General features: G+C 31.7%; 24 protein-coding genes. 3 read left to right on the top strand and 21 right to left on the bottom strand.

Annotated features, from left to right (window positions below):
• Positions 1-112 precede the first annotated feature (112 nt).
• Complete coding sequence (locus MUA21_RS02010; protein WP_107525567.1) at positions 113-829, bottom strand: ribonuclease FAU-1 family protein; 717 nt, start codon at positions 827-829, stop codon at positions 113-115.
• 210 nt (positions 830-1,039) lie between these two features.
• Between MUA21_RS02010 and MUA21_RS02005 the strand changes: the two genes are divergently transcribed.
• The gene (locus MUA21_RS02005; protein ID WP_064209556.1) at positions 1,040-2,152 is read left to right on the top strand and encodes a 5-methyltetrahydropteroyltriglutamate--homocysteine S-methyltransferase; all 1,113 of its coding nucleotides are present in this window, start codon (positions 1,040-1,042) and stop codon (positions 2,150-2,152) included.
• 68 nt (positions 2,153-2,220) lie between these two features.
• On the opposite strand, the gene MUA21_RS02000 is transcribed toward MUA21_RS02005, so the two are convergent.
• The 5 genes from MUA21_RS02000 to MUA21_RS01980 form a co-directional block, all read right to left on the bottom strand.
• Complete coding sequence (locus MUA21_RS02000) at positions 2,221-2,724, bottom strand: cupin domain-containing protein (RefSeq protein WP_107525568.1); 504 nt, start codon at positions 2,722-2,724, stop codon at positions 2,221-2,223.
• A 1-nt stretch (position 2,725) separates the two neighbouring features.
• The gene (locus tag MUA21_RS01995; protein ID WP_107525569.1) at positions 2,726-3,442 is read right to left on the bottom strand and encodes a YebC/PmpR family DNA-binding transcriptional regulator; all 717 of its coding nucleotides are present in this window, start codon (positions 3,440-3,442) and stop codon (positions 2,726-2,728) included.
• A 1,018-nt stretch (positions 3,443-4,460) separates the two neighbouring features.
• The gene (locus MUA21_RS01990) at positions 4,461-4,817 is read right to left on the bottom strand and encodes a transcriptional regulator, SarA/Rot family (RefSeq protein ID WP_070038999.1); all 357 of its coding nucleotides are present in this window, start codon (positions 4,815-4,817) and stop codon (positions 4,461-4,463) included.
• A 166-nt stretch (positions 4,818-4,983) separates the two neighbouring features.
• Entirely contained in the window at positions 4,984-7,134 is a 2,151-nt protein-coding gene (locus tag MUA21_RS01985; RefSeq protein ID WP_262561704.1) for a helix-turn-helix transcriptional regulator, read from the bottom strand.
• Positions 7,135-7,597: 463 nt separating this feature from the next.
• Complete coding sequence (locus tag MUA21_RS01980) at positions 7,598-8,260, bottom strand: Bax inhibitor-1/YccA family protein (RefSeq protein WP_046207341.1); 663 nt, start codon at positions 8,258-8,260, stop codon at positions 7,598-7,600.
• 451 nt (positions 8,261-8,711) lie between these two features.
• On the opposite strand from MUA21_RS01980, the gene MUA21_RS01975 reads away from it, so the two are divergent.
• Complete coding sequence (locus tag MUA21_RS01975) at positions 8,712-9,521, top strand: LysM peptidoglycan-binding domain-containing protein (protein WP_107525571.1); 810 nt, start codon at positions 8,712-8,714, stop codon at positions 9,519-9,521.
• 580 nt (positions 9,522-10,101) lie between these two features.
• Here MUA21_RS01975 and MUA21_RS01970 read toward each other — a convergent pair.
• The 5 genes from MUA21_RS01970 to MUA21_RS01950 all read right to left on the bottom strand — a co-directional run bounded on the left by MUA21_RS01970 (position 10,102) and on the right by MUA21_RS01950 (position 15,042).
• Positions 10,102-11,109 (bottom strand): inorganic phosphate transporter, encoded by a 1,008-nt coding sequence (locus MUA21_RS01970; protein ID WP_046207339.1) that lies wholly within the window; start codon positions 11,107-11,109, stop codon positions 10,102-10,104.
• 13 nt (positions 11,110-11,122) lie between these two features.
• Positions 11,123-11,740: a DUF47 domain-containing protein gene (locus MUA21_RS01965; RefSeq protein ID WP_019468170.1), complete on the bottom strand. Its 618-nt coding sequence runs from the start codon at positions 11,738-11,740 to the stop codon at positions 11,123-11,125.
• Positions 11,741-12,418: 678 nt separating this feature from the next.
• Positions 12,419-13,444 (bottom strand): sensor histidine kinase, encoded by a 1,026-nt coding sequence (locus tag MUA21_RS01960; protein ID WP_046207338.1) that lies wholly within the window; start codon positions 13,442-13,444, stop codon positions 12,419-12,421.
• The gene (locus tag MUA21_RS01955; RefSeq protein WP_262561703.1) at positions 13,437-14,111 is read right to left on the bottom strand and encodes a response regulator transcription factor; all 675 of its coding nucleotides are present in this window, start codon (positions 14,109-14,111) and stop codon (positions 13,437-13,439) included. Before MUA21_RS01955 ends, MUA21_RS01960 begins: the two co-directional genes overlap by 8 nt.
• 13 nt (positions 14,112-14,124) lie before the next feature.
• Positions 14,125-15,042: an NAD-dependent epimerase/dehydratase family protein gene (locus MUA21_RS01950; protein ID WP_107525574.1), complete on the bottom strand. Its 918-nt coding sequence runs from the start codon at positions 15,040-15,042 to the stop codon at positions 14,125-14,127.
• Positions 15,043-15,163: 121 nt separating this feature from the next.
• On the opposite strand from MUA21_RS01950, the gene MUA21_RS01945 reads away from it, so the two are divergent.
• Complete coding sequence (locus tag MUA21_RS01945) at positions 15,164-15,670, top strand: GNAT family N-acetyltransferase (protein ID WP_262561702.1); 507 nt, start codon at positions 15,164-15,166, stop codon at positions 15,668-15,670.
• A gap of 369 nt (positions 15,671-16,039) precedes the next feature.
• On the opposite strand, the gene MUA21_RS01940 is transcribed toward MUA21_RS01945, so the two are convergent.
• From MUA21_RS01940 to MUA21_RS01895, 10 genes are all read right to left on the bottom strand, one after another.
• The gene (locus tag MUA21_RS01940; protein ID WP_262561701.1) at positions 16,040-17,071 is read right to left on the bottom strand and encodes an alpha/beta hydrolase; all 1,032 of its coding nucleotides are present in this window, start codon (positions 17,069-17,071) and stop codon (positions 16,040-16,042) included.
• Between the two features lie 147 nt (positions 17,072-17,218).
• Positions 17,219-18,286 (bottom strand): YkvI family membrane protein, encoded by a 1,068-nt coding sequence (locus MUA21_RS01935; RefSeq protein ID WP_262561700.1) that lies wholly within the window; start codon positions 18,284-18,286, stop codon positions 17,219-17,221.
• A gap of 537 nt (positions 18,287-18,823) precedes the next feature.
• A complete protein-coding gene (locus MUA21_RS01930) occupies positions 18,824-19,324 on the bottom strand; it encodes a hypothetical protein (RefSeq protein ID WP_046207332.1) in 501 nt (166 codons plus the stop codon).
• Between the two features lie 179 nt (positions 19,325-19,503).
• Positions 19,504-19,869 (bottom strand): dihydroxyacetone kinase phosphoryl donor subunit DhaM, encoded by a 366-nt coding sequence (gene dhaM, locus MUA21_RS01925; protein ID WP_046207331.1) that lies wholly within the window; start codon positions 19,867-19,869, stop codon positions 19,504-19,506.
• A 1-nt stretch (position 19,870) separates the two neighbouring features.
• Entirely contained in the window at positions 19,871-20,446 is a 576-nt protein-coding gene (dhaL, locus tag MUA21_RS01920) for a dihydroxyacetone kinase subunit DhaL (RefSeq protein ID WP_070657597.1), read from the bottom strand.
• A 31-nt stretch (positions 20,447-20,477) separates the two neighbouring features.
• Positions 20,478-21,446, bottom strand: a complete 969-nt coding sequence (gene dhaK / locus MUA21_RS01915) for a dihydroxyacetone kinase subunit DhaK (RefSeq protein WP_262561698.1) — start codon at positions 21,444-21,446, stop codon at positions 20,478-20,480.
• A 236-nt stretch (positions 21,447-21,682) separates the two neighbouring features.
• A complete protein-coding gene (locus tag MUA21_RS01910; RefSeq protein WP_262561697.1) occupies positions 21,683-22,699 on the bottom strand; it encodes a FecCD family ABC transporter permease in 1,017 nt (338 codons plus the stop codon).
• Positions 22,696-23,697, bottom strand: coding sequence for a FecCD family ABC transporter permease (locus MUA21_RS01905; RefSeq protein WP_107525578.1), 1,002 nt, complete (start codon positions 23,695-23,697; stop codon positions 22,696-22,698). Before MUA21_RS01905 ends, MUA21_RS01910 begins: the two co-directional genes overlap by 4 nt.
• An 8-nt stretch (positions 23,698-23,705) precedes the next feature.
• Positions 23,706-24,509 (bottom strand): ABC transporter ATP-binding protein, encoded by an 804-nt coding sequence (locus MUA21_RS01900; RefSeq protein WP_046207326.1) that lies wholly within the window; start codon positions 24,507-24,509, stop codon positions 23,706-23,708.
• A gap of 312 nt (positions 24,510-24,821) precedes the next feature.
• Complete coding sequence (locus MUA21_RS01895) at positions 24,822-25,658, bottom strand: YitT family protein (protein ID WP_046207325.1); 837 nt, start codon at positions 25,656-25,658, stop codon at positions 24,822-24,824.
• Positions 25,659-25,710: the final 52 nt, after the last annotated feature.

Raw genomic sequence — 25,710 nt, 5'->3', positions numbered from 1 at the left:
TATTTACTTTGCGCTAATGAATTACTTTTAATACTCTTCAATTCTCGCAGTGTTTACTATAACATGGTTAACGCTTGACTAATATAGGGAATTTTTTATAACAATTTCAAGATTATTGAGATGCATTAGAATCTTTTATCTTACTTTGATGTGATTTGCTATTATCTTGATTAGAATGATTATGATGCTTATTGTAATTTTTTATTGGCTTATGTTTAGCCTCATTGTACACAACGTTTTTATGCTTTTTGCCTTTAAATTTATATTTATTAAAAGAGGATTGCTTTTGAGATTTCGACTTTTGTTTTATTTTATGGAAACAATACATAATTTTATTCTGCATAGTTGTAAAATCTGTATCAATTTTAATCATTAACTGATGCGCGATAATATAAGCTTCGTGATATTGCTTCTTGGTTATTTGGCCTTGGTTTAACGCGCGTAACAAATCGTCTTCATCAACAAGTTCGTATTCTCCATTAGGTAATGCTAATACGTCCAAGCATAAATCAATCGTACGTGCATTTCCTTTTTGCGTAACGTTTTTAATATTTATGTCAAAGTAATATTCTAATGGATTGCCATTGTCGTCTAACATCACTGTGATACTATAACGTTTTTTTTCAGGTAATATTTGTAACCACTGATAGTTATCATCAGCCACAACAATATTTTGTCCTACGACCGATACTTCTAGAGGTTCACGTACCTTTTTCATCGTTACTAACCCAATAATACCTTTAAATTTGTTATTATTCACTTTGACTTCCGTATATTCTCGGTCAATGATGCGACGCCAGTGACGTTTATCAATATATTTTACTTTCACTGCCACCAACTCCTTGTCATTATTATATAAAACTGAACCTTACATGTCATCTTATGTTTGTTACATTTAAATTTTTAATTAATAGCGAGTAGATAATTATGTTTATTGTACTATATTTCATAGTGTAAAAGCGAAATTGACAATTGTTGAGAAGTTTGTTAAATTTTTAATATATTTTTCAGAAAATTCTTTAAAAAGGGAGATAGCCATATGTCAACGTCACAAAGACCATTTAGAGCAGATCACGTAGGAAGTTTACTACGTCCACAACGTTTAAAAGATGCACGTAAAGATTATCAAAATAACGTTATTAATGCTCAAACATTAAAAAATATAGAAGATGAGGAAATTGAACGCATCATAGATAAACAACTAGAAATTGGCTTACATAGTATTACTGATGGTGAATTCCGCAGAAGTTGGTGGCATTTTGATTTCTTAGAAAACTTAGATGGTGTTGAAGGTTACACATCAGAGCGTGGTTTAACATTTGAAGGTGTAGAAACTAGAAATCACAACGTTAAGGTGGTTGATAAAGTTACATTTAACCCAAATCATCCCCATTTTGAACACTTTAAATTTTTATATGAAAAGGTAAATGGCCGTGCAACGGCAAAAGTTTCTATTCCAAGTCCAAATCAATTGTTCCATCCTAATATTTTAAATGAAGACATTTATCCTGATATCAATGATTTTGCGCATGATGTAGCAAAAGCTTATCACGATAGTTTACTAAAATTCTATGATCTCGGTGCACGTTATATACAACTAGATGATGTGTATTGGGCAAATTTAACATCAGGAACACAAAATACACGTGGGCGTGATAGAAGTGAATCTGAAAAAGAAGTTGCACGTCAACTCGCTTATAAAGTTATCAATGAAGCAATCAGTGGTTTACCAGAAGATTTATTGATCACAACACATATTTGTCGTGGAAATTATCAATCTACGTGGGCTATTTCTGGTGGTTATGAACCAATCGCTCCATATCTATTTAAAGAACAATTAGATGGTTTCTTCTTAGAATATGATGATAATCGCTCAGGTGATTTCGAACCTTTAAGATTTTTCCCAGAAGATCGTTCATTTGCAGTGTTGGGATTATTCACATCAAAAAATGGTGAATTAGAAGATAAAACCACTATTTTAAAACGTATAAAAGAAGCACAAAACTATATAGATTTAGAACAAATTTGTCTAAGCCCACAATGTGGCTTTGCTTCTACTGAAGAAGGCAATAAATTAACTGAAGAAGAACAGTGGAAAAAGTTAGCTTATATTGTTGAAATTGCTAATGAAGTTTTTGGTACATCAAAATAATATTTAAAAAACTCGTATTACTTTCACAACTGTTTTAACGAGAAAGTAATACGAGTTTTCTTTTATATTTAACTATTAATGTCGATTATTGATAAAGCGTAACGATCATTAATGTGTTTTAAGGCTGGATATGTTTCGTTTAGCCACTCTTTACTCAATAACTCAAAATGTTTAAATTCAAATGCTGGATGACACATGCAACCAACAAGCGCATAACCAGCACAGCCTTCAATAGACGATGCAAAAATTGTGCCCTTTGGAACAACATGTTGCAATACATCACCACTTTCGATGTTGGGGCCAACTGTTACTTTTTGATAATTGCCATCAGGGTATATCATGTGAACAGTCAAAGAATCTCCTGCATGATAATACCAGATTTCATCAGCATCTATTCGATGAAAATGTGATATATTATCGTGCGTTAAAAGAAAGTATATGCTCGAATAAGCCGATCTTTGATTTGAGCTAGTCGGTACAGCTTTGATAGTCTCTTTATAATAGCCACCTTCTGGATGCGGATGTAATTGTAATTGGTCAATCCATTTTTGTACTTCATGATTTTTATTCATGCTATTTCAAATCCACATTATGGAATACATTCTGAACATCTTCTAATTCTTCTAATGCATCAATTAATTGTTCAAATGTTTCCTGATCTTCTGCTGATAACTCAATATCTGACTGTGGTAACATTTCAAATTCCGCTACTTTAAATGTTTCAACACCTGATGAACGTAATGCATCTTGCACTTGGGCAAATTGATCAGGCTCAGCATATACAATGGTTAAACCATCTTCATCAATGACATCTTTAACATCTATCTCTTGTTCCATTAAACTTTCCAAGACATCATCCGCTGACTTGTCTTCAACACCAAATACTGCAGTGTGTTCAAACATATAAGCAACAGATCCAGAAACTCCCATATTACCTCCATTTTTACCAAATGCAGCACGAACATCAGATGCAGTTCTATTTACATTATCAGTAAGCGCATCTACGATTATCATAGAGCCATTCGGGCCAAACCCTTCATATCGCAACTCATCATAATTTTCTTCGCCGCCACCTTTAGCTTTTTCAATAGCTCTATCTATAATATGGTTTGGTACAGAATATGTTTTTGCTCTTTCTAAAGTTAATCTTAATGCTTGATTTGATACTGGATCGGGTTCACCAGATTTAGCCGCTACGTAAATTTCTTTACCAAATTTAGCATAAATTCTACTCGTATTCTTATCTTTTTGGGCCTTTTTCTCTTTAATATTATTCCACTTACGTCCCATAATGTCATCTCACTTTCTAATTAAATGCGTGTGTCAGTACATCATATTATACAATATTTTTATTATATCACATAGACTAACCTACTACTTTGCTTGTATTTTTTATTACGTCTCTCGAAATATCTATACCCTTTGGCAACTTATTAGTTTGTATCAAACATTGATTGTTTGTCACATAGAGTATCATCCATATAGAATGAATTAGCCCCTTTTAACATTATACATCGGTAATTTTAAGATATGAAAACCGCTTCTTTGAGTACTTAAATACATATTAAAAGTGATTTTGAAACATATAAAGAACCACTTCCCAACTTGTTGGGTTAGTGGTTCTTATGCATGAGCTTAAGCTCAGGTAATCCTTATTGCACTTCCCAACTTGTTGGGTTAGTGGTTCTTATGCATGAGCTTAAGCTCAGGTAATCCTTATTGCACTTCCCAACTTGTTGGGTTAGTGGTTCTTATGCATAAGCTAAAGCTCAAGTAATCTTTAATGCCACTTCCCAACTTGTTGGGTTAGTGGTTCTTATGCATGAGCTTAAGCTCAGGTAATCCTTATTGCACTTCCCAACTTGTTGGGTTAGTGGTTCTTATGCATAAGCTAAAGCTCAAGTAATCTTTAATACCACTTCCCAACTTGTTGGGTTAGTGGTTCTTATGAATGAGCTAAAGCTCAGGTAATCTTTAATGTCACTTCCCAACTTGTTGGGTTAGTGGTTCTTATGCATGAGCTAAAGCTCAGGTCATCCTTAATGCCACTTCCCAACTTGTTGGGTTAGTGGTTCTTATGCATGAGCTAAAGCTCAGGTAATCTTTAATGTCACTTCCCAACTTGTTGGGTTAGTGGTTCTTATGCATGAGCTAAAGCTCAGGTCATCCTTATTAGAGGAGACGACGAAATCTATTTAATAAAATTAAATTTCTGTCCTACTTTCGTCACGAAGTATCATTATACTATTTAATATTTGTAACTGATTAAAGCTTTATTGTCATTATGTAAACATGAATTTTTAATATTTCAGTCTACCTGTGTTTCAATTTCATCTAACAAAGTGTGATACTTCCTATCATTTTCTTCAGTCATCGATAAATAAACTTTTCTCTCATCTTTTGTCGAACGTAATTTGCTTACACGATCTTGGTTAATTAATCGTCGAATTGATGCCAACACTTTTGTTCGACTCAAATCGAGTTCAGTCGTCGCAATTTTTAAAAATGGCTGCATCAGCATGTTTTGCTGTTGACAATTTTGTTGTATTATTTCCAAAATAGCAATGTCATTCATTGTTAGCTTATATTTATTTTCTATATAAGACATTACTTTATTATATTTTTTATAAATTTTTAATAACTGCGCCTTTTTTTCATCATTCATTGTTGCTACACCTCCAAATGCTAGTAAGCAATACAATTTCATTATCTCTAAAAAAAGTAACTCTGTCTTTATCATTTATTTTTATAGCTTTATCATTATTACGAACAGCAGTAAATTGAATATCACAAAACATGTTAAATTAATTATATAATTTAGGTTTAAATATTTATTTATAAATATCAATAATGTGTACAGTATTATGATCGATTGCTACGCTTAAAGATTTGTCGTTAAATGAATGTTCGAAAACATTTATGCGTGGCTGATTATATGATTCAATTTTTTCTATAAATATATCGGACCACTGATATTTCTCGCGCAAATTGCAAGGTATCACACAATTGATATTTCCATGTGCATTATTATATGTCTCTTTAAAAATTAAATATTTTTTTCTTAACTTCAAATCTTTGAAATTGATATTAACAGACATTTTAGTTGTATAGTGTTTTGAAACTTCATTTTCCATAATTTGCCAATCACTGATATAAACGCTAATTTTATCCACTTGATCAATAATAGTATAAAAATCATGTTCATAAACATTATACCGTGTTTTTTCTATTAAGCGATGAAACATAGTTCCTACCAATGTACGGAAACCACTTTTATCATATAAGTATAACGCCTCATTACCGTTCATTTGCTGTATCAAATCTACACCTATGCCTGAAAAATGTTTTAATATTCTTTTAAACACACCGACTAACAATGGTGGACTCTCAATAATATTCATTGACTCGTCATGCAATAAAAAGTTATTTCTTACATTTAATAAAAAATAATACCTATCTTCCAAACACATTTCTGCCATGATTTTTCTTATATAATTAAATTTAAAAATTTCTTTCGTCAACAGCATTTCATGTGATTCATTAAAACATGGCACTGATAACTTTTGATTATCTACAAAATAGTATTCAAAACCAATTCTCTTTAATTGTACTTCCATCATTTTAAAAGCATCTGGTTCATTAAATAAACGAGTAATATCAATACCAAATTTTACATTCTCTCTAAATTGTTTAATTTTGATAATGTTCCGGTATATCTCTTTTATTGACATTGTACTTAAATCAAAACAATAGCTTATCTTTTTTAGTAAATCTTTGTTTAACTTTGTGCTAGTTTGCAAATAAGCCGCATAGGGTTTGCAAATCTGATTCAAATATATTTCAACATCTTGACTTTCGTAGATTTGAAGTACCAAATTAGCATTGTTTGATATGATAAAGTCAAAAGCTTTATATGTTTTTTGTTCAGAAATGTATTGTTGAATATCTTTTACGTTGATATTGCAATAAATATAAATCTGTTTCTCATTTTCAAACAAATAACTCATTTTAGGATCAGTATACAATTGGTATAACTCTGCTATTGTGTAAATTTGAATAATCATGGACGAATTACGATTATCCAAAAAATGATCAGTACAAATACTAATTTCATTGTTTTGTACATAACTATCTTCTAATTTTGGAGTAAGTTGAGCCTTTACTTGATCTTTAAATGTGACATTCAATGTTTCATAAGGAAAATATAAATACTTATTGTATTTTGAGAGTTTACGATATTGATTAGGTGTGTAACCGTAATATTGCTTGAATTTTTTACTGTAAAGTGCTGCACTACTAAAACCGTATAAATCAGATATTTCTCCAATGGTATGTTGACTATCCAATAGCTCTTTCATAGATGCCGCCAATTTTAATGTATCCACATAAGTTTTAAAATTCATATCTAGCTTACTATAAAATTGACTAGATATATTTGATTGTGAAATAAATATATGGTCAGCAATTGACTTTAATGTTAATGGCTGCTTCAAATTACGATTTACATAATCAAGTATTTCTCCAGTAATACCAAAGTATGCGTGATCAGTTTGTTGGGATAAATAATCCGAATCTACTTTAGCTTCATTAGCAATAATTTCAACAATTTTGACCATGTAATTTTCATAAATATCATAACTTAAAGTATCGTTCAAATAGTGTTTCGTCAGCTCAATTAAGGATTTAGTTAATTGTGCTGTAGACTGAATCAACTTAGAGGCGTATTGATAATCAAAAAAAGGATAACCTCGTTCTAAAAACCAATCACTCGCTATATATAATAAAATGGTTGCTTCATTGCGTTTAATGCTAAAAATTTCTGTATGGTTTACGATTAACAATTCCGTTTCAACTTTTATATTAGCTGTAAATTGTTGAATTTCTAATACTCCTTTTATTGGCAATAATACTAGTATGCCATCTGTTACACGTTTAGTAGGATAAAAATTATTAGAAATAATATTTAAACACTGTACTTCCATATTCCAACCTCTCTCATATTCTGTTATACACCATACATATAAAATCATTTTTATAAAATTGATTATTTCTTTTATATTTTCATCTTTTGAAAATAGAACATTCACTGTTTTAGTTTCAAAGTACATGTTTTACCATTACATAATTTTGAATATAATAATTTAATTTGTCAACATATTTTTTCATTCATCGTCCTTAATTCTAACTTTTTTATATTTTATTAATGATAAAATAAGTTGTTATATAACATTATTATGTAATCATAAACTAAAGCCATCGTTGCATGTCAATCTTATATTAGCTGAATATTGTGTAATGATCATTTTAAGATACTAGACAAATAAAAATTAAAAGCAAAATAATAATCAAAAAAAAAACCGCAACTGAATTTCTGTAAAAATCCAGTTACGGCTCTCACTTCTATTAGAATTTATAACTCATATTTTTTAATTTTAAATCTAATATTTACTTTTTAAATTTATTCGCAAGTCTTAGTACATATTTAATAATGTGTAATAAATTGATAAATAGGTTGAATCCCATTTCTCGTGGAGAATACTGACCACGTTTCATACGATTAAAATCATATATTGTATATAATAAGAATAATAGTAAGCCTACTACTGTAATGATTGTATGGAAAATTGGATTATGCACAAACATACCAATGATTCCAGCAACAATCAGAGCCACTAATGTTACAAATAAATATTTACCCATTCCTGAAGCGTTATCGACAATGAAATAGCCAATTAAACCAAATGCGATAAAAGCACCTATTGCTAGTAACACATTTTTATAAAACACTTCTGGTCCTAAATTTTGCAAATAAGCTGTAAATGTAGCATAGGACAATAAACCGACAATAATTGCATATATATGTGAAATTACCAATCCATATTTACGTGCACGATTCGTTAAAACTGTAAATAAAACTAAAACTAGCAAGACGATAGAGAGTGGTTTTCTCCATTCCATGGGTAAAAACTGCCCAAAATAGCAACCAATGCCAAAAATAATCCAATAATAAATAAAGAATAACCATACTTTACCATACGCATGAGAATTGGATTTATCCTGCTTTGATTTAGATTGTTTTTGATTAATTTGTTGTGTTGATTCAGCCAATCATTTCACTCCTTAGATGTTATAACATCTTACACATTAATTAGAATGTATTCTTTAACATATGTGATTAATGTGCTTAAATGTTGTTAAAGTTTTGTTTATATTAAATGCATTACTTTCATTTTCACTATTCCACCTAAAATCAAACATTTTAACTATCAATTCCAAAAAGATGTTAACGTTAATTGAATTCCACACGTTTTCTAATGTTACAAAGTCATAAATTTTTAAATGAATTTCAAAACCAAAATTTCGTTTAAAGTCCATAACAAAAGTATTTATTAGGTTTACATCTCAATGTTCTAAAATGTTAATAATGTTACATCTCTATAACAATAGACACAAGTCACCTAATTTTTGTTAGTATGTAACATGAATTCAATTAAAGAAAATCAAACAGATATATTTAATTTAAAATGAGTTATTTATATAGGTGTGAGGAGGAGTTCTTTTGAAAAAGTTTGCATTTGCAGTCACTGCTGCTTCAGGTGCAGCAGCATTTATTGCTAACCATGAAGCTGAAGCATCAACACAGCATACAGTACAATCAGGTGAGTCACTATGGACAATCTCAGAACAATATGGTGTTTCAGTAGATGAGATTAAACAAAACAATAACCTCGATAACAACATGGTATTTCCGGGACAAGTTATCGAAATTGGTGGAAGTGGTCAAAGCTCAAGTTCAAACGCTTCTTCACAAACATCAGGTGGTTCTTCACATACAGTTAAATCTGGTGAATCATTAAATATCATTGCTAACAATTATGGTGTTTCAGTTGATGCATTAATGTCAGCGAACAATCTAAATGGTTATTTAATCCAACCTGGTCAATCACTTAAGATTCCAAATGGAGCAAGTGTTGGTGGTTCAGGTGGTTCTGGTAACACTGCTACACAATCGCCTTCTACTGGTAATAATTCTGCTAGTGACGCTAATTTATATGATTGGGGTCAATGTACATGGCATGTATTTAACCGTAGAGCAGAAACTGGACAACCAATTAGTACATATTGGTGGAATGCTGATCACTGGGCTAACAATGCTGCAGCAGACGGCTACACAGTAAACAACACGCCAACTGCTGGTTCTATCATGCAAAATTACGAAGGTCCAATTGGTCATGTTGCATATGTTGAGCAAGTAAATCCTGATGGCAGTATTTTAATATCAGAAATGAATTATAATACACCTCCAGGTACAGTAGATTATCGTACAATTCCAGCATCTACTGCTTCTAGCTATAATTACATTCATTAAAAAGAGGAAGCATCTTAAACCTCTAACATTAATAAATAAGCGTCAATTTCTATAAGGTTTTTATAGAAATTGACGCTTTATTTTGTTTACTTACTTTATTTATATATATTTTAATCTCGACAATCATTTATGACAACTACATAGCATTAGTCGAACACTACAAGCAAAGGCAGCGCACAGAAATGCACACACAAAAACACTACCTACTACCAATAAAGTCCCTATTATGTTGGTAGTATAAAATATTTTAGGATGATACGATATAGCATCTTGATAATTTAGTATAGTAGTGTTTATTAAATATACGTAAGTGCTTTTTTAAGTATTTCAATATAAAATTACATACGTGTACATGTATTTTGACGAGATGCTTGAAGGAACAGGACAAGCTGAAGACTACAGGTATAAAGCCCCTACCTAAGAATACGAACCAACTATACGAATTATGGAATAAAACAAAGAAGCACTCAGATGAATTGAATCATCTGAGTGCTATTTTTCTAGTATTTATGTCACAGAATTTTTATCTTGAATTTATTTTAAAGTTATTCAGCTATTTATTACTCATTTTTGTTAATATTTATAAAACAATATTAATCACAAAATATATTAAAGCAGCTAATAATGCTGAAATAGGCAATGTAATTACCCAAGTCACAATCATACGTTGTGCTGTATTCCATTTCACACCTTTAATGCGGTTAGAAGAACCCACACCTAATATAGATGAAGACACAACATGTGTCGTTGAAAGTGGGAAATGTAGTGATGACGCAACAAAAATAGTTAAAGCAGAAGATAAATCCGCTGCTGCACCATTAGCTGGACGTATTTTCATTATATTTCCACCAACTGTTTTGATAATTTTCCAACCACCAACAGCTGTACCTAACCCCATTGCAGTAGCACAGGCAATCTTAACCCATAATTGAGGCTCAGTGCTTGTACCTGTTTGGATATTCGCAACTATAAGTGCTAAAGTAATAATCCCCATTGATTTTTGTGCATCATTTGTACCATGTGAAAATGATTGTAATGAAGCAGTGAAAATTTGGAAAAATCTAAAGTTACGATTCGTTTTCGTTAGATTTGCATTTTTGAAAACTACTTTAACAATTGAATACATAATAAAACCAACACAAAACGCAATAACTGGTGATAAAAGTAATACTATGATTATTTTTGTAAAGCCTTGATAGTGTAGTACAGCAAATGTACCTTGAGAAGCAATTGCTGCACCAGCAATTGATCCAATTAAGGCATGTGAAGAAGAACTAGGTATTCCAAAAAACCAAGTTACTAAATTCCAAATAATTGCTGCCATAATAGCAGCTAAAACCACAACTAGACCATTTTCTAATTTAAATGGGTCTACAATATCTTTTGTTATCGTACTTGCAACTCCAGTAAATGTTAACGCACCAATAAAGTTCATAACTGACGCCAAAATAATCGCAGTTCTAGGAGTTAATGCACGTGTTGAAACAGCAGTAGCGACGGCATTGGCTGTATCATGGAAACCATTGATAAAGTCAAATATCAAAGAAAAAATAACGATAGCTACTGTGATAATCAAAATATATTCCATAAGTTAGGACTCCTTAGCTATTTTTCATTATTATTGTTTCAAAGTTATTCGCTACAGCTTGACATTTATCGGCAATTTCTTCTAAACTTTCATAAATCTCTTTGATTTTAATAAGCGTGATAGGATCAGTTTCACTGTTAAAAATATGTTTAATTGACTGACGTAATATACCATCACAGTTAGTTTCAAATTCTTTAATATTAATAGAATGAATGCGCATGTGAGATAATTTTTTATCGACAAGTAAGCCTACTGCTAATTTCATTTCAGCAATAGCTTTTTGGATATTATCAACAAATTCAGCCATATATTCATCGGTATATTCTATAGAGTACATTTCAAACATTGCTGATGTTTCTTCTATTGCATCTAAAACATCATCAATAGCGTTACATAAAGAGAGGATATCCTCACGTTCAATAGGTGTAATGAATGTTTGGTTCAAATCCGAAATCACTTGATGCATGAGCTCGTCACCATGTGATTCGTAAGTTTTAATATTATCTGAGTATGCTTTAAGGTCTAAGTGTGTATTAAAATCCATTTTACCAAATTCAATTGCTGCACGGTCTAAGTTGAAAACCATTTCTTCAAGTTTCACCATGAACTTATCTTTTTTCTTGTTAAACATTCAAAAAATCCTCCATTTACAGTGACCAATACAATCACCTTCAATAAATTTAAAAAATTACATTCTTTTCTAGACAAATTAAGATTGGCAAGATTTACAATAGACCCATTACTGTTTTAATTTTATTAAAATTATGTAAATGAGTTTTTGCTTACTAGGTTTAAAAAATCTCACAAATGTTGATTTGTCCTTATTTGAAAATAGCACAAATTTAACAATCCTACAATTAAATTTACAAATTCTTAACATTACATTTTCGTTAAATTAATAATTTTGTGTATATTGTTCTGTGAAATTTATAATTTTTCAAAAATGATTTTAAAATCTATAAATTCATATATCGAAACACACAATAGCAATATTTGCATAATTACTATTTTTAAGCAACAATTATTTTTCTATATATCAAACTTAAATTAGATACAATTAGTTCAAAAGAAAGTTGATTTTTTGAATTTGTAGATACTATCAAAAATTTTATTCTGCGCTCTATTTCATCCTAAATAAAGTTAAATGTAGATATGTTTTATTTTAATTGCATCAAAGGTTGATAATAAAAAAAGACAATTTCTCCATAAAATTAGAAATTGCCTTCTTATCGTTCATCGCATCATTTATGCGTCAAACGTCGCTTTTTTAATGGTTATAGAGTTTTTTATACAACGTACATGAGCAATATCAATAATCAGATAACATGCTAACAATTTCATTTTGGTTTGGAAAAACAAATTGCACTTTCGTTCCATTATTAACTTCAGAATTGATATGAACAGTTATCCCTAATTTCTCTTTTACATTTTTCACCAAATATAAACCAATTCCAGAAGATGTCGTTTCATTACGATTTTCCGTTGAAGTAAAACCTTTATCAAAAATTCTTGGCAAATCTTTTTTGCTGATTCCTCTACCTTCATCCTTAATTTCCAACGTCACATGGTTTTCGAGTAGTTTGCCGCTTACATGAATCGTGCTGTTTTCACTGTATTTAACAGCATTGGAAAGAATTTGTCTTATCATCATGCGACACCATTTCGTATCTGTATATACTTTATAATTGTCATCAAATTCAAGTTCAAAATCTATACCTTTCGCTTGGCTAATATATCTAGTGATTTGTATTTCGTCGATAACTAAACGTTTTAAGTAAACATTTTCATAATACATATCTTTATTTTGCGACTCTAATCGAGTCAGAAATAGATGTTTATCTAGCATGTCATTGATACGTGTCCATTCAAATAAGAGTGCACGTCTTCTATTATCATCGCTTTCTTTTTCAATTAATAATTTTAAAGCAGTGACAGGCGTCTTAATATCATGCACAAAATCTGTTAACGCAGCTTCCGTAGATTTGATTTGTTGTTTTTGCTTAGTCACTAAACTTTTTTGTGTCGTAATTTGATGATATAAATATGCTAACATTTCTTCTTGGAACGGAGTATCTGCCAATGATTTATGCTTTAACGCTTCGGGTTCTATATTATCATCTAAGTGCTTATAAAACTTAACTTCTTTTAAATATGTAAATAATAAGAAAATACAGCTTAACCCTATATTTAAAATAATTATATATAAAACACTATTTACATTTAAATCATAATCTAAAAAAGCAATACCTAAAAAGATGAATTGTAAAACGAGCAACCAAAATATCCAGTTTTTACGTGAACGCAGGAATAACCATACCCATTTCATACTATCCATGAGCCATATATCCCTTACCGATTTTCGTTTCAATTGCATCTTTCATATTAATATCTGCAAGCTTTTTTCTTAACCGATTCACATTGACTGTTAAGGTATTATCGCTGACAAATGCTTCATCATCCCAAAGTGCAGTTATTAATGTATCTCTAGTAACAATCGTATCTTGTTTTTTCACTAACATCTCTAAAATAATCATTTCTGTTTTAGATAAATATATGACTAGATCGTCTTTATTAATACTATCCTTAGTAAGGTCCAGTGTCGCTTGTTGCCAAGTTATGACTCTTTTCTCATCTATACTAAATTGATAAACGCGTCTATAAATCGCTTGTAGTTTAACAATTAAAATGTTTGTATTAAATGGTTTTTGAACATAGTCATCTGCGCCTAATTCCATGCTCATTACCTGATCCATTGGATTATCTCTTGAAGATAAAAATAAAATTGGTATGTTTGATATTTCGCGAATCTTTCTCGTCCAGTAAAACCCATCATATTTGGGTAGTTTAACATCCATAATAACTATTGCCGGATCAACCGCTTTAAACTTCTCTATTACAAGATTAAAATCTTCGATACCATTAACATTAAAGTCCCACTGTTCCAACTCTTCACTAAGTTCCTTAAATAAAGTCATATCATCTTCCACTAATAAAATTTCCATAAGCTCACCTCAATTATTTTGTATATTTTATATTTTCCCCGGAGTTAATTCGACCTTGGTAATGTTTAATGCGGCAATCAATTTCAAATCCTCGCATCATTAAATCTTGGAAAGGTGATTGCATTAAGTAATAAACAGGCCAAATTAATTTAGGAATATAATCAAACAAATGAACGATGACTTGTTGTGTGTCTTTTAATTTGCGAAATTCTAATTTCCCTTGCTTTTTTAAATTAGGTTTTACAATTCTACCACTCACAAGATACAACGTAATGATGTCTTTTTCAGTATTCTCTTTGCACAATACTAGTATAGGTTTGCATTTGTTTTTCATGTACACAATGAAATTATCCCCTTGTTTTGCTGTATGCAACAATGTTCCTTTCGTTTCATCTAGCCACTTAAAATAATATGTTACCATTTGGCTTAATGTCCAATTCATCGGTAGTTGTATACTTAACGCACTTCTGACATCATCATATTTCGAAGTCTGTAACTCAACTGCTACGTGAGGGCGGGCCACTTCTGCCGTCGTTTCTTCTACTTTAGTACCGTATGCTGATAAACGCTGCTTCGTTTCAACATCAAAGCGACTACCACTAATATATATTATCTTACTCACACCTTGTTTGGCTGCAGCTCTCCCAAAATTATCTGCAGCTATCAAATTGATATCTCTAGCAGTTGCATGCGTCAGCTTAGCAGAATGCTTGGTTGGATCTAAATAAAATATTGCAATATCTATACCGTCCATAGCAGTTAAAACATCATTATAGTTATAAATATCTTTTTCAAGCCAAATAATTTCTTGATATTCTTTTTCTTTTGGATACTTAGACAATGTATATAAGATTCCTTCATCTTTAATGGATTCAATTAGATATTTTCCTATATAACCTGTAACACCCGCAAGCAATATATTTGGTTTCATTATACGACATCCTTTATCATATATTTTTCTTGTTTTTAATATTCCCTAGTAAATTCATGTTAATGATGTTAAGTTATACTATAACTGAGTTTTAAAAATTAGAAATGAGGAGTGGACAAATATGGTTCATCAAATTCGAGAAATTGGTATCAACGATATAGAACCTTTTATAAAACTATTAAGTACAATCTATGATGAATCTGATTATTTGATATACAATCCTGGTGAGTATGCGCCCTCTAATACGGATGCTATTGCAACCTTAGAACATTATATAACTTCTCCTTCTAATGCAATTTATATTGCAGAAAACAATGGCGAACTCGTAGGATTTGCAATTGTCACTACCGAAAATTTCGAACGTACACGACATGAAGCACACTTTTCTATGGGAGTTATAAGGCATTATCGTGAAAAAGGATTAGGACAATCATTAATTAATTCCATAAAAGCTTGGTGCTTAAACCATGACATTCACCGTATTGAAGTTGAAGTAGTTCCCGAAAATACGACCGCTGTTGATTTATTTAAAAGTGCAAACTATCAAGTCGAAGGAGAACTTAAAGATAAATTGTTTATTGATCATCGATATTATAATAAATATATCATGGCAAAATTACTAATTTAATGATTTTAATGTAATAAATTAGTAAATAGTTCCTTATTTGCAGTTTAATCGTTTTTGGATAAATATCCAAATGACAACTTCGTCTTCATCTATATTTTAACAATTAAACCATTATTGAAGTGTATATGATACCAACCAAACCTAGCTTGCTTACACCTTTAGATTATCACTTCCATATGTTCTGTATATCCTTCTATTTCAATTTCAATCGTTGAGTCAAAAGAACGACTAAGTTAAATCGAGTCTATACATTATTAATAAAAAAACACTTCCGTATGAATACATCTCATTTGCATTCAACGAAAGTGTTTTTTAATTTTCTTAAAACATTGATGTTATTTAAATCAAACATAGTTACATCATCGATATCTAATATGGGTTTAATTCAACTCCATTTGGATTCGCTTCTTCAGATTGATATTCTGTTTCAACGCCTGAAGAAGTTGTATTTCTGCTTAAAAACCTTAAGACGTCTTTCATATTTTGCTGTGATTCTGGCAATTCCATATGAAATTGATACTGATGTCTCAATTTATGAGAACCGTCATAAAATAATGTATCTACCGGTACGTCTGTTGACTTTAATTTTTTATAGAATTCAATATTCTGACTATAAAATGGGTCGGCATCGCCCACAGATAAAAATGTTGGCGGATAATCTTCTGTAACTTGATTGATGGTAGACATCTCACTTATATACTTAAATTGCTGTTCCCAATCTCGTTTTCCAGTATAGCTTTCCATAAAGAGCTGAATTCTTGGGAATTCTGTTGCTCTAACTGTCTTCATGTCATAAAAGCCACCAAAAAAGATAGCTGCTTTAAGCTGATCTGCTTCAAATTGTTGCTTAAAGTTCATATCCTCTCTTAAAGATTTATTCGTTTGTATTGCTGTGTATTGACTTGATAACTGCGCACCTGCGGAATCACCGCCAAAAATAACTTGATTGAAATCAATTGGTAACTCATGTTTATTTCTCTTAATAAAACTTACCGCTTGATCAATCTGTTGTAACTGGGTAGGATATTTAAAATCTGGTGCAAGTGCATAATTAATATTCACCACAATATATCCTTGTTCAGCAATTTTAGATAATAATGGGTTTTTATATTGTTTATCTCCCGCAATAAATCCTCCGCCATGCATCCAAAAAATGACTGGAAGTTTGTTATCTTGATCTAATTCATTTGGCGTTAATATATCAAGTCGACTATTGGGTGCCCCTTTTCCATATGTGATATTTGTAAAAGCATTCACATTTTTATTATTAATTTGAACTTTTTCATTTACTCTACTCGAGTTTTGTCTATCATACTGTAGTTTTAAAAGTACTGCCATCACTACTACAACCGTGAATATGATAAACGTTGTGATAAGGGTCCATTTATGTTTTTTCTTCATAGATTACCTTTCCTTTCGGAAGCATTGTACCATAATAAATAAGTTCACAATAGTATTACAAGGATAATAAACTAGAAAACTCAGCTTGCTAACGTTAGCAAGCTGAGTTATATCATATATCAATTTACAATTTTTCACTTTTAAAAGTTAAGCAATAAATTTCTTGTTTTGTCGTTTTCTACTGTAATACTTAATAAGTACTCCAATAACAACAATAAGACCAACATATCCCATTATTGGATATAAATAGTTGATTAAACCTGCGAAACCTACAAAGCTTAAACCATAAGCCACAAGCACCATAACTATGATAAAGATATGATATTTTTTACTATACGGTTCTGTAAATCTCGCTGCAAATGAATACATTAAACCAAGAATTGTATTATACATTACTGTTAACATAATTACTGATAACACTAGTGCTATCCAAGGATTAATTGCATTTGCTAATGTTAACATCGGAATATCTGCATCTTTGATTTTTGGAAATTCAGACTGTAATGCAAAGTTTATTAACGCTAATAACACGGTATAAATAATACCACCAAATAGCGCACCAGCGCCTGAAACACGACGTCTTGAAGCATCGCCGCCTATAGCGACAATAGTACTGAATCCTACCGCAAATGCAAGACCACCATAGTTAATACCTTTAAGTATACCTAACCATAAGCTGTCACTTGGTACAGTTTCGTTAACTTTACCTAATGAAATACTACCATTGAAAAGATAGTAAGCAGCAATAATAACTACTAATATAATTAAGAATGGCGTAACAATACCTAAAGCTCGTACGATTTTATTAAAGTCCATCAATAGTGTGATATATATTGCAATTACCATTATCAATGCACCTAACCACGTTGGTACACCGAAACTTTCTTGAAATGTTGATCCTGCTCCAGCAATCATAGTAACTGAAATACCAAATAAGAAAAAGATTAGTAAGTAATCTACGATTTTACTGAACGCATTTCCAAATAAGTAGTCCAAAGTTGATTCATGGTTTTGTGCGTCAAACGCAGTACCAATTTTCGCAACTTGTCTACCAATAAATCCTAAAATTAGCCCAGAAAGTAAAACACCAATATATGACCATAAGCCATATGGCGAGAAGAATTGCATAACTTCCTGTCCTGTTGAAAAGCCAGCACCTACTACGATACCGACATAAGCGAAACCAATTTTTATAGCTTCTTTATTCAACCCCATGTGATAAATAACCTCCTCATAGTTAACACATTTTGTAATTATAACGTACTGACTGTAATTTGCAACATGAGAAAATTAAGATTTGCACAATTCATTAAAATTAAACATAATAGTTAAGCAATATATTTCTTTTTAATAATTCATTTTATCTTTTAAAAATAAATCGTCAATTCCAAGATACACTATAAATATGAATAAATTTCAATAACTTTTTGCAAATTTATACATTTCTAAATTTCATAATAATTCAAAAATTATAATGAAAAATTTTTTGAAAAAATTTTCATTGCATCATCATCCACTATACCAAACAAATATAAAAAATAAATTTAAGTCTTATTTTCATTAATGTTATAACAATAATGAAAATAAAAACGGAGCAGAAACTTTACTGATTTAAAATAAATACCTGAGCTATGCTCATGAAAAAGGTTGAGACAATCAATTTGTCTCAACCTCAAAAAGTCATTTTCATATACAATTGTTTTCACATCAGAATTAAACACTATTCTATGATTTAACTGTCACTTACTCAAGTTAATGTGCATTTTTAAAACGATTAAGTTCATTGAAATCAACGACAACATTATCTAAACGTTTAGCTGTTTCTTTTAGTACATTACGCGCAACGCTATTTGTTGGATCTAGTTTAAGTATTTGACGAGAAATCTCTAATGCTTTTTTATCAGAAATGACTGGTTCAGGAACTGCATGTAATAACAACATCTGTAATAAGCTTTTTACTTCTTTGCCGTCAGTAAGTTTTATGGATGACTCTGCATGATAATATGCAGAATCTAAAGCACCTTGTAGTTCACTTAATGGATAAACGAGTAGTAGAAAAGCTAAGTCATGCATTTCTGCTGTTTCTTCAGTTTTCATCATATCTAAAATACACGTATAAAACATGATACTTTCCACTTCATGAGCGCTTGAGATATAAGCTTCTTCAAATTCCATAAAATCTGTCTGGGACATAAGACGGTATACTGATTCAAATTCGCCGTTTAAGACATGCTTTTGTATCAATTCTTTCATTGCAATGTCCTCCTAGATATCCAGATTTCTTTAACAGTTAAGTCTCATTTTACCATATCTTAATTATATATTCATATAAAAAAGAATATTTTTGTCAAGTTAATTGAAGCAGTTAGAACGACATACGCTATATATATCATTATAACTACTTGAAAGAGATCATTGATTAATACGTTGACTTAGCCAAATTTCGTATTCAACTCATCTAACACTTCATCTATCGTTTTTCCTACAGAAAGATTTACTGCTGCAGTAAAAGTACCTTCAACAATCGGGGCATCTATTTTTTCTAAACGATGCTCTCCTTCATACATCTCAATCGCTAAATCTGTATTCATTTCAGCAGAACCTATGTCATAAAAACATAATGCGTCGTCATCTACTTGATTCACCATTGTTTGGATATCATCATATGATGTGCCAATTTCACCATGCACACCACCTTGTGCAGTAATCTTAATATTCTCTCCTACCATTTGATTTACCAACGCTTTTGTACCATCTGCTATCTCTTTACTATGGCTTACAATAATAATTTGTGTCATATTAATCAGCTCCTATTAATGCGTTTAAAATATATACACTGCTTTGTGCACCCGGGTCCACATGCCCTTTTGACGCTTCTTTAAAATAGGCTGCTCTACCTTTCGTTGCTTCTATATCTTTAGTTGCTTCTGCTAAAGATTGTAAATCTTCAAATGATAAAGTTTCACCATTATTTATCGCTTTGTTGGTACGTTCAATGACGTCATACATTGTCTTTTCATTTAACTCTACTTTTCCACGTTGCGCAACTGCCTCCGAAAATGTGTTAAGCATTGTTTTTAAATTCTCTTTATCAATTTCATCACCGACAACTTGAGACATTTTCACAAAACTAAATCCATAAAGTGGACCAGAAGCACCACCAATATTAGACATTAAAGTCATACCAGTAGATTTTAATAATGCAGACACAGAGCTATCATCTAGCTGGTCGGGTAAAGCTTTAAACCCTCTTAACATATTTACGCCATGATCACCGTCACCAATTGCTCTATCTAATTCTGTTAATAATGATTCTTTCTCTTCAAAGACATCAACTAAATTAAGCAATCTCTCTTTTAACTCTGACACATTCATTCCGCTTCACTTCCTAACCTATATTTTTTATTTAAGCATTAAAGTATGGACTACTTGTCGGTGCAATCAATGCTTCATAAACTTGTTCCGTATATGGTAAAAATGTTATTGATAAACCTTCCATATCTAATGAAGTCATATAGTCTCCAACTAACCATAATTTTACGTCTTTTTGTTTATCTTCGAGTTGTTGTGCCACGTATTTAGTTGCAATATTTAGTTCAGATAAAGGTGTAGCTCCCATACCGTTTATCATCACAATAAGTCGTTCATCATCTATCTCATTCAATAGTTCGGCAATCAATCGTTCTACGACTAAATCTACACTTTCAACTTTTTGGCGTGAGAAACCTTTTTCACCATGTATACCGATACCAATCTCCATAGATTTATCATCTATATCAAAGCCATATTGACCTGTTGTTGGAACCAATGGTGGCGTTAATGCCATACCTATTGATTTGATAGTTGGTAATAATTCATTTAATTTTTCTTTAATTTGCGATAGTAAGGCTCCGTTTTCTGCTAAATATCCAGCTATTTTATGCACAAATACTGTACCAGCAACACCTCTACGTTGTGCTTCATCACTAACAGCAACATCGTCTTTGACCACAACGGTTTCTACTTGGATATCTTCCATTTCTGCCATTTCTTGTGCCATTTCAAAATTCATGACATCACCTGCATAGTTTTTAACAACAAGCAGTACACCATCTCCATTGTCCACAGCTTTAATCGCACTTAAAATTTTATCTGGCGTTGGAGATGTAAATACCTCACCACACACTGCAGCATCTAACATACCTTGCGCTACGTAACCTGCATGTGCTGGCTCATGACCACTGCCACCACCAGATACAATCGCTACGCCTTTTTCTTTTTTATGTTTACGTACAACCACCGTATCAGCAATTACTTCGACATTTTTATTTGAAATCGAAAGACCATCTAACATATCTGGTAAAAATTGTGTTTTATCTTTAATGAGCTTTTTCATATTGAGGACCTCCTGTTTTCACTATTCACTTATAGTATACCCTACACACAAATGTAAACGCTAACAACTCAAAGGGTTTATTTAAAAAAAGAGCGGGTTCTCAATCAATCTTTTTCAAAATTGATTCTAAACCCCCCCATCTGTATGTTTTTCTTAAATGACTATCTAGTTATAACGAAATTTTATTGCATACTTATTTATTACACACAAACATTTAATGATTTCTATTTTCATATTTAAACTGATTTTGTTTTATACATTAAATATAAAAAATAAGGTGCGCCTATGATTGATACAACAATACCAGCTGGCATACCAGAAGGCTGTAATATCACTTGTCCGACAGTGTCTGCCAACACAAGTAAAAAGGCACCAATAAATATGGAAATTGGTAGAAACATTTGATGTCTCGGACCAACAATTGATTTAGCAATATGTGGACCTAACAAACCTATAAAACCAATAGCTCCTGCCACGGATACTGCAGCTGACGACAGAACTACTGCTATTAACAATAATACAATTCGTTCTCTACCAATTTTCACACCTACACCTTGAGCAATATGTTGATGCGTATTTAATAAATTTAAAACATTCGCTTTTAATAATAAAAACGGTATCAGTACAATGACCCAAGGTAAAAAGGCAATTACAAACGCCCATTCATCGCCCCAAATATTACCCGCAAGCCATGAAGCAATAAACTCTGATTGATCTTCGTCAAATGTTGACATTAACGTCCAGGACCCACCACTTAAAGCAGTAGCCATACCCACGCCTACTAACACCATACTTGCTGGTGTGATACCTTCTCCTTTATTATAACTAAATGAAAAAATAACTAGCGCAGTCAGTATACCACCGATCATACTTATAATTGGTAATACATATACAAAATTATCTGCATTCACTTGACCAACTACAATAAATAGTGCTATAGCAAACCCACTTCCTGCATTTATACCTAAAATACCAGGTTCCGCTAAAGGGTTTTTAGTTACACTTTGTATGATAGCTCCGCTCATTGCTAAAGCAGCACCAGCTAAAATAGTAATAACCATTCTCGGAAATCTAAATTCCATAAGTATGAGTGTGTCGGTATATTCACCTTGACCTATAAGCGTTTTAAAAAAAGTACCTATAGACATCTTATATTCACCTGAAGTCATACTCCAAGCACATGCGAATACCACCAATATTATAAGAATAATCATGGTAATGAACTGTTTATATCTTAATTTTGGGTCTATCATGAAAAGCGTCCTCCTCGTTTAACCAAATACAAGAAGTAAGGTACGCCAATAAATGAAATGATTGCACCTACTGGAGCTTCACCTAACATGCGCGCTACCGTATCAGCAACGAGTAGCAATAACCCGCCAATAACAGCAGTTAATGGCAGAACACGAGCGTAGTCTGTACCAACTAAATAACGTACAATATGTGGAACCATTAGTCCTACAAATGCTATTTGACCCACCATTGCTACGGCAATACCTGCCATAACCATGGATATAATCAAAGCAATTGCACGTGTTAAAGCAACATTTTGTCCCAATCCAATTGCTAAAGTTTCACCTAAATTTAAAATAGTTAGATGTTTACTCATCGCAATAATGATAACTAATGCAATAATAATAAATGGTGCTGCCCAAACAAGCTGCCCCCAAGTCGTACCAGAAACTCCACCAGCGCTCCAAAATGTTAAACTTTGATTTAATCTAAACAATAACGCTACACCTTGACTTAAGGCTGTTAGCAAAGCACTTACGGCAGCTCCGGCCAGTATAATTCTCATCGGATTAAAGCCATCACTTCTTGACCTGCCAATCATCAATACAATAAATCCACCCATGATTGCTCCGATAAATCCTGCAATCATAAGCACTATAAATGGTGCTGTTGGATAAAATGCAAAAGTTAGCGCTAACATAAATGAAGCGCCTGAATTTAATCCGATTAAACTCGGATCTGCTAAACCATTTTTAGTAACGCCTTGAATGACTGCACCTGAAGTCGCTAATGCTACACCCACAAGCATTGCTCCTATATCTCTTGGTATACGTATTTCACTAATGATATTATGTTGTTGATTCTTATTATCATAATTAAATATCGCATCAAATATTGTAGAAATGTGAATTTTAGCATCTCCAATCAATATTGATACCATCAAAGCAATGACTAACAGAACCAAACTAATTATTAATGTTGTTGTGAAGCTTAATTTTCCCTTTTTTTGCGTAGCCATGATTACACCTAAATTTCTGAATAGCTTTTTCTACATAAATCATAGGTAACTAGCATAGGTTTCCCTGTTCTAGGGTCTGTACTAATCTCTACATCTATATTGAATACTTTTTCTAAGTTTTCTTTGGTTAAAACATCTTCTGTACCTCCAGCAGCAACAATGTCTCCTTGTTTCATCGTAATCAGATGATCTGAGAATCGAACTGCTTGATTAATATCATGCAACACCATAATAATAGTACAACCTTGTTCTTGATTTAATTGGGTAATTAATTCTAAAATTTCTAATTGATGTGAAATATCTAAATATGTTGTAGGCTCATCCAAGAAAATAATATCCGTTCTTTGAGCCAATGCCATCGCAATCCATACTCTTTGACGTTGACCACCACTCAAATCGTTGATAGAACGTAATCGAAATTCATAAGTACCTGTTACATTCATGGCCCAATCAATTTCCTTTTTATCTTCCGCAGAAAGTCTCCCAAATCCTTTTTGATGTGGAAAGCGACCATATGAAACAAGCTCTCCAACCGTAAGTCCATCGGCCACTTCTGGTGATTGTGGTAAAATCGCAATTTTTTTGGCAACTTCTTTTGTTGATTGTGTATGCAGATTTTCACCATCTAATTTAATTTCGCCATCTTTAATCGGTAAAAGACGTGACAATGCTTTTAGTAATGTAGACTTTCCACAACCATTGGGTCCTATAATAGATGTGATTTTACCAGTCGGAATATGAACATCTAAATTATCTACAATAACATTATCCCCATAACCTATCGTAACTTGTTCTCCTTCTAATCGAGTCATAATTTCCCTTCTTCCTAATACAAAATGTACCAAAAACAATCTATATCTATGTCATTTTTATTGTAATTTGTCCTTTAAATGATAATCATTATCACAGATGATATTATATCATTTTTTAGATATGATGACTAATAAATGTTTTATGATAGCAAGCAAAATGTATGGTTTATGAATATATTTAAAATTGCCACACAGTTTTTTAGCGATATAAGTAATTTCTTAGTTATCGGATTATTGTAACGATACACAAATTAAAACCTTGATGTAGGATCTAATCCATACATCAAGGTTTTAATTAGCATTTTTTCATTTTTAATGTTCATCAATTAAAAAACCATTACCATAAACATCACGAACATCATGAATCACTAAGAATGCTTCGTTATCAATGCGTTTGATTAAACGTTTCGCTTTACTAACTTGTGTTTTAGTAATAACAACATACAATATGTCTTTTTCTTGTTTAGAGAAATAGCCTCTGCCATTTAAAATTGTCAACCCACGTCCTACCTGTTCATCAATCACTTTAGCTATTTCATCTGGTTTACTAGAAATAATCGTCATTGCTTTTTTCGTATTTAAACCTTCTATGACATAATCCATTACTTTTGTACCGATATAAAGTGAGATTACTGTAACCAACGCACTCGGAACAGGAATTACTGTTAATGAAATTGCAACAACAATTAAATCAAAGAACAACAGTGCATAAGGTGTACTAACATCTAAATATTTATTAGCAATTCTAGCTAAAATCGTTGTTCCTGCAGTTGTCCCTCCAGCAAGTACGATAATACCAATACCTAGACCTACAGACATGCCACCAAATACTGCATTAACTAAAATATTACCTGTCTCAATTTTCCAACTCACTGTTAATTCTAAAAATAGTGAGATTAATATTGTCGCTATTATCGTTAAATACATACTTCTCTTACTTAGAAACTTGTAACCTATAGCGATAAGTACTGCATTAAATACAAAGTTTGTTACACCAGGAGATATGTGAAAGGCATAATAAAGTACGATAGCTATACCGGTCACGCCTCCCTCGCCTAAATCAGCAGATATAATAAAAGTATTAACGCCTGCTGAAAATATAAATGACCCAATTATAACGAATAACAAATCTCGTACTGTTTTATTCACCCACATGACCCCCTCATATTAACTTCAATCAATTGAATATTAGCAAACTATC

It is taken from the genome of Staphylococcus ureilyticus, assembly GCF_025558845.1.
Taxonomy (GTDB): Bacteria; Bacillota; Bacilli; order Staphylococcales; family Staphylococcaceae; genus Staphylococcus; species Staphylococcus ureilyticus.
The sequence above is the reverse complement of the archived record's forward strand: the minus strand, read 5'-3'. Positions and strand labels throughout refer to the sequence as shown.

What these genes read in the sequence shown, in the direction of transcription:
- MUA21_RS02005 (WP_064209556.1), top strand. Translation starts at nt 1,040, where the DNA reads ATGTCAACGTCACAAAGACCATTTAGAGCAGATCACGTAGGAAGTTTA.
- MUA21_RS02000 (WP_107525568.1), bottom strand. Translation starts at nt 2,724, where the DNA reads ATGAATAAAAATCATGAAGTACAAAAATGGATTGACCAATTACAATTA.
- MUA21_RS01995 (WP_107525569.1), bottom strand. Translation starts at nt 3,442, where the DNA reads ATGGGACGTAAGTGGAATAATATTAAAGAGAAAAAGGCCCAAAAAGAT.
- MUA21_RS01990 (WP_070038999.1), bottom strand. Translation starts at nt 4,817, where the DNA reads ATGAATGATGAAAAAAAGGCGCAGTTATTAAAAATTTATAAAAAATAT.
- MUA21_RS01985 (WP_262561704.1), bottom strand. Translation starts at nt 7,134, where the DNA reads ATGGAAGTACAGTGTTTAAATATTATTTCTAATAATTTTTATCCTACT.
- MUA21_RS01970 (WP_046207339.1), bottom strand. Translation starts at nt 11,109, where the DNA reads ATGGAATATATTTTGATTATCACAGTAGCTATCGTTATTTTTTCTTTG.
- MUA21_RS01965 (WP_019468170.1), bottom strand. Translation starts at nt 11,740, where the DNA reads ATGTTTAACAAGAAAAAAGATAAGTTCATGGTGAAACTTGAAGAAATG.
- MUA21_RS01960 (WP_046207338.1), bottom strand. Translation starts at nt 13,444, where the DNA reads ATGGATAGTATGAAATGGGTATGGTTATTCCTGCGTTCACGTAAAAAC.
- MUA21_RS01955 (WP_262561703.1), bottom strand. Translation starts at nt 14,111, where the DNA reads ATGGAAATTTTATTAGTGGAAGATGATATGACTTTATTTAAGGAACTT.
- MUA21_RS01950 (WP_107525574.1), bottom strand. Translation starts at nt 15,042, where the DNA reads ATGAAACCAAATATATTGCTTGCGGGTGTTACAGGTTATATAGGAAAA.
- MUA21_RS01945 (WP_262561702.1), top strand. Translation starts at nt 15,164, where the DNA reads ATGGTTCATCAAATTCGAGAAATTGGTATCAACGATATAGAACCTTTT.
- MUA21_RS01940 (WP_262561701.1), bottom strand. Translation starts at nt 17,071, where the DNA reads ATGAAGAAAAAACATAAATGGACCCTTATCACAACGTTTATCATATTC.
- MUA21_RS01935 (WP_262561700.1), bottom strand. Translation starts at nt 18,286, where the DNA reads ATGGGGTTGAATAAAGAAGCTATAAAAATTGGTTTCGCTTATGTCGGT.
- MUA21_RS01930 (WP_046207332.1), bottom strand. Translation starts at nt 19,324, where the DNA reads ATGAAAGAATTGATACAAAAGCATGTCTTAAACGGCGAATTTGAATCA.
- dhaM (WP_046207331.1), bottom strand. Translation starts at nt 19,869, where the DNA reads ATGACACAAATTATTATTGTAAGCCATAGTAAAGAGATAGCAGATGGT.
- dhaL (WP_070657597.1), bottom strand. Translation starts at nt 20,446, where the DNA reads ATGAATGTGTCAGAGTTAAAAGAGAGATTGCTTAATTTAGTTGATGTC.
- dhaK (WP_262561698.1), bottom strand. Translation starts at nt 21,446, where the DNA reads ATGAAAAAGCTCATTAAAGATAAAACACAATTTTTACCAGATATGTTA.
- MUA21_RS01910 (WP_262561697.1), bottom strand. Translation starts at nt 22,699, where the DNA reads ATGATAGACCCAAAATTAAGATATAAACAGTTCATTACCATGATTATT.
- MUA21_RS01905 (WP_107525578.1), bottom strand. Translation starts at nt 23,697, where the DNA reads ATGGCTACGCAAAAAAAGGGAAAATTAAGCTTCACAACAACATTAATA.
- MUA21_RS01900 (WP_046207326.1), bottom strand. Translation starts at nt 24,509, where the DNA reads ATGACTCGATTAGAAGGAGAACAAGTTACGATAGGTTATGGGGATAAT.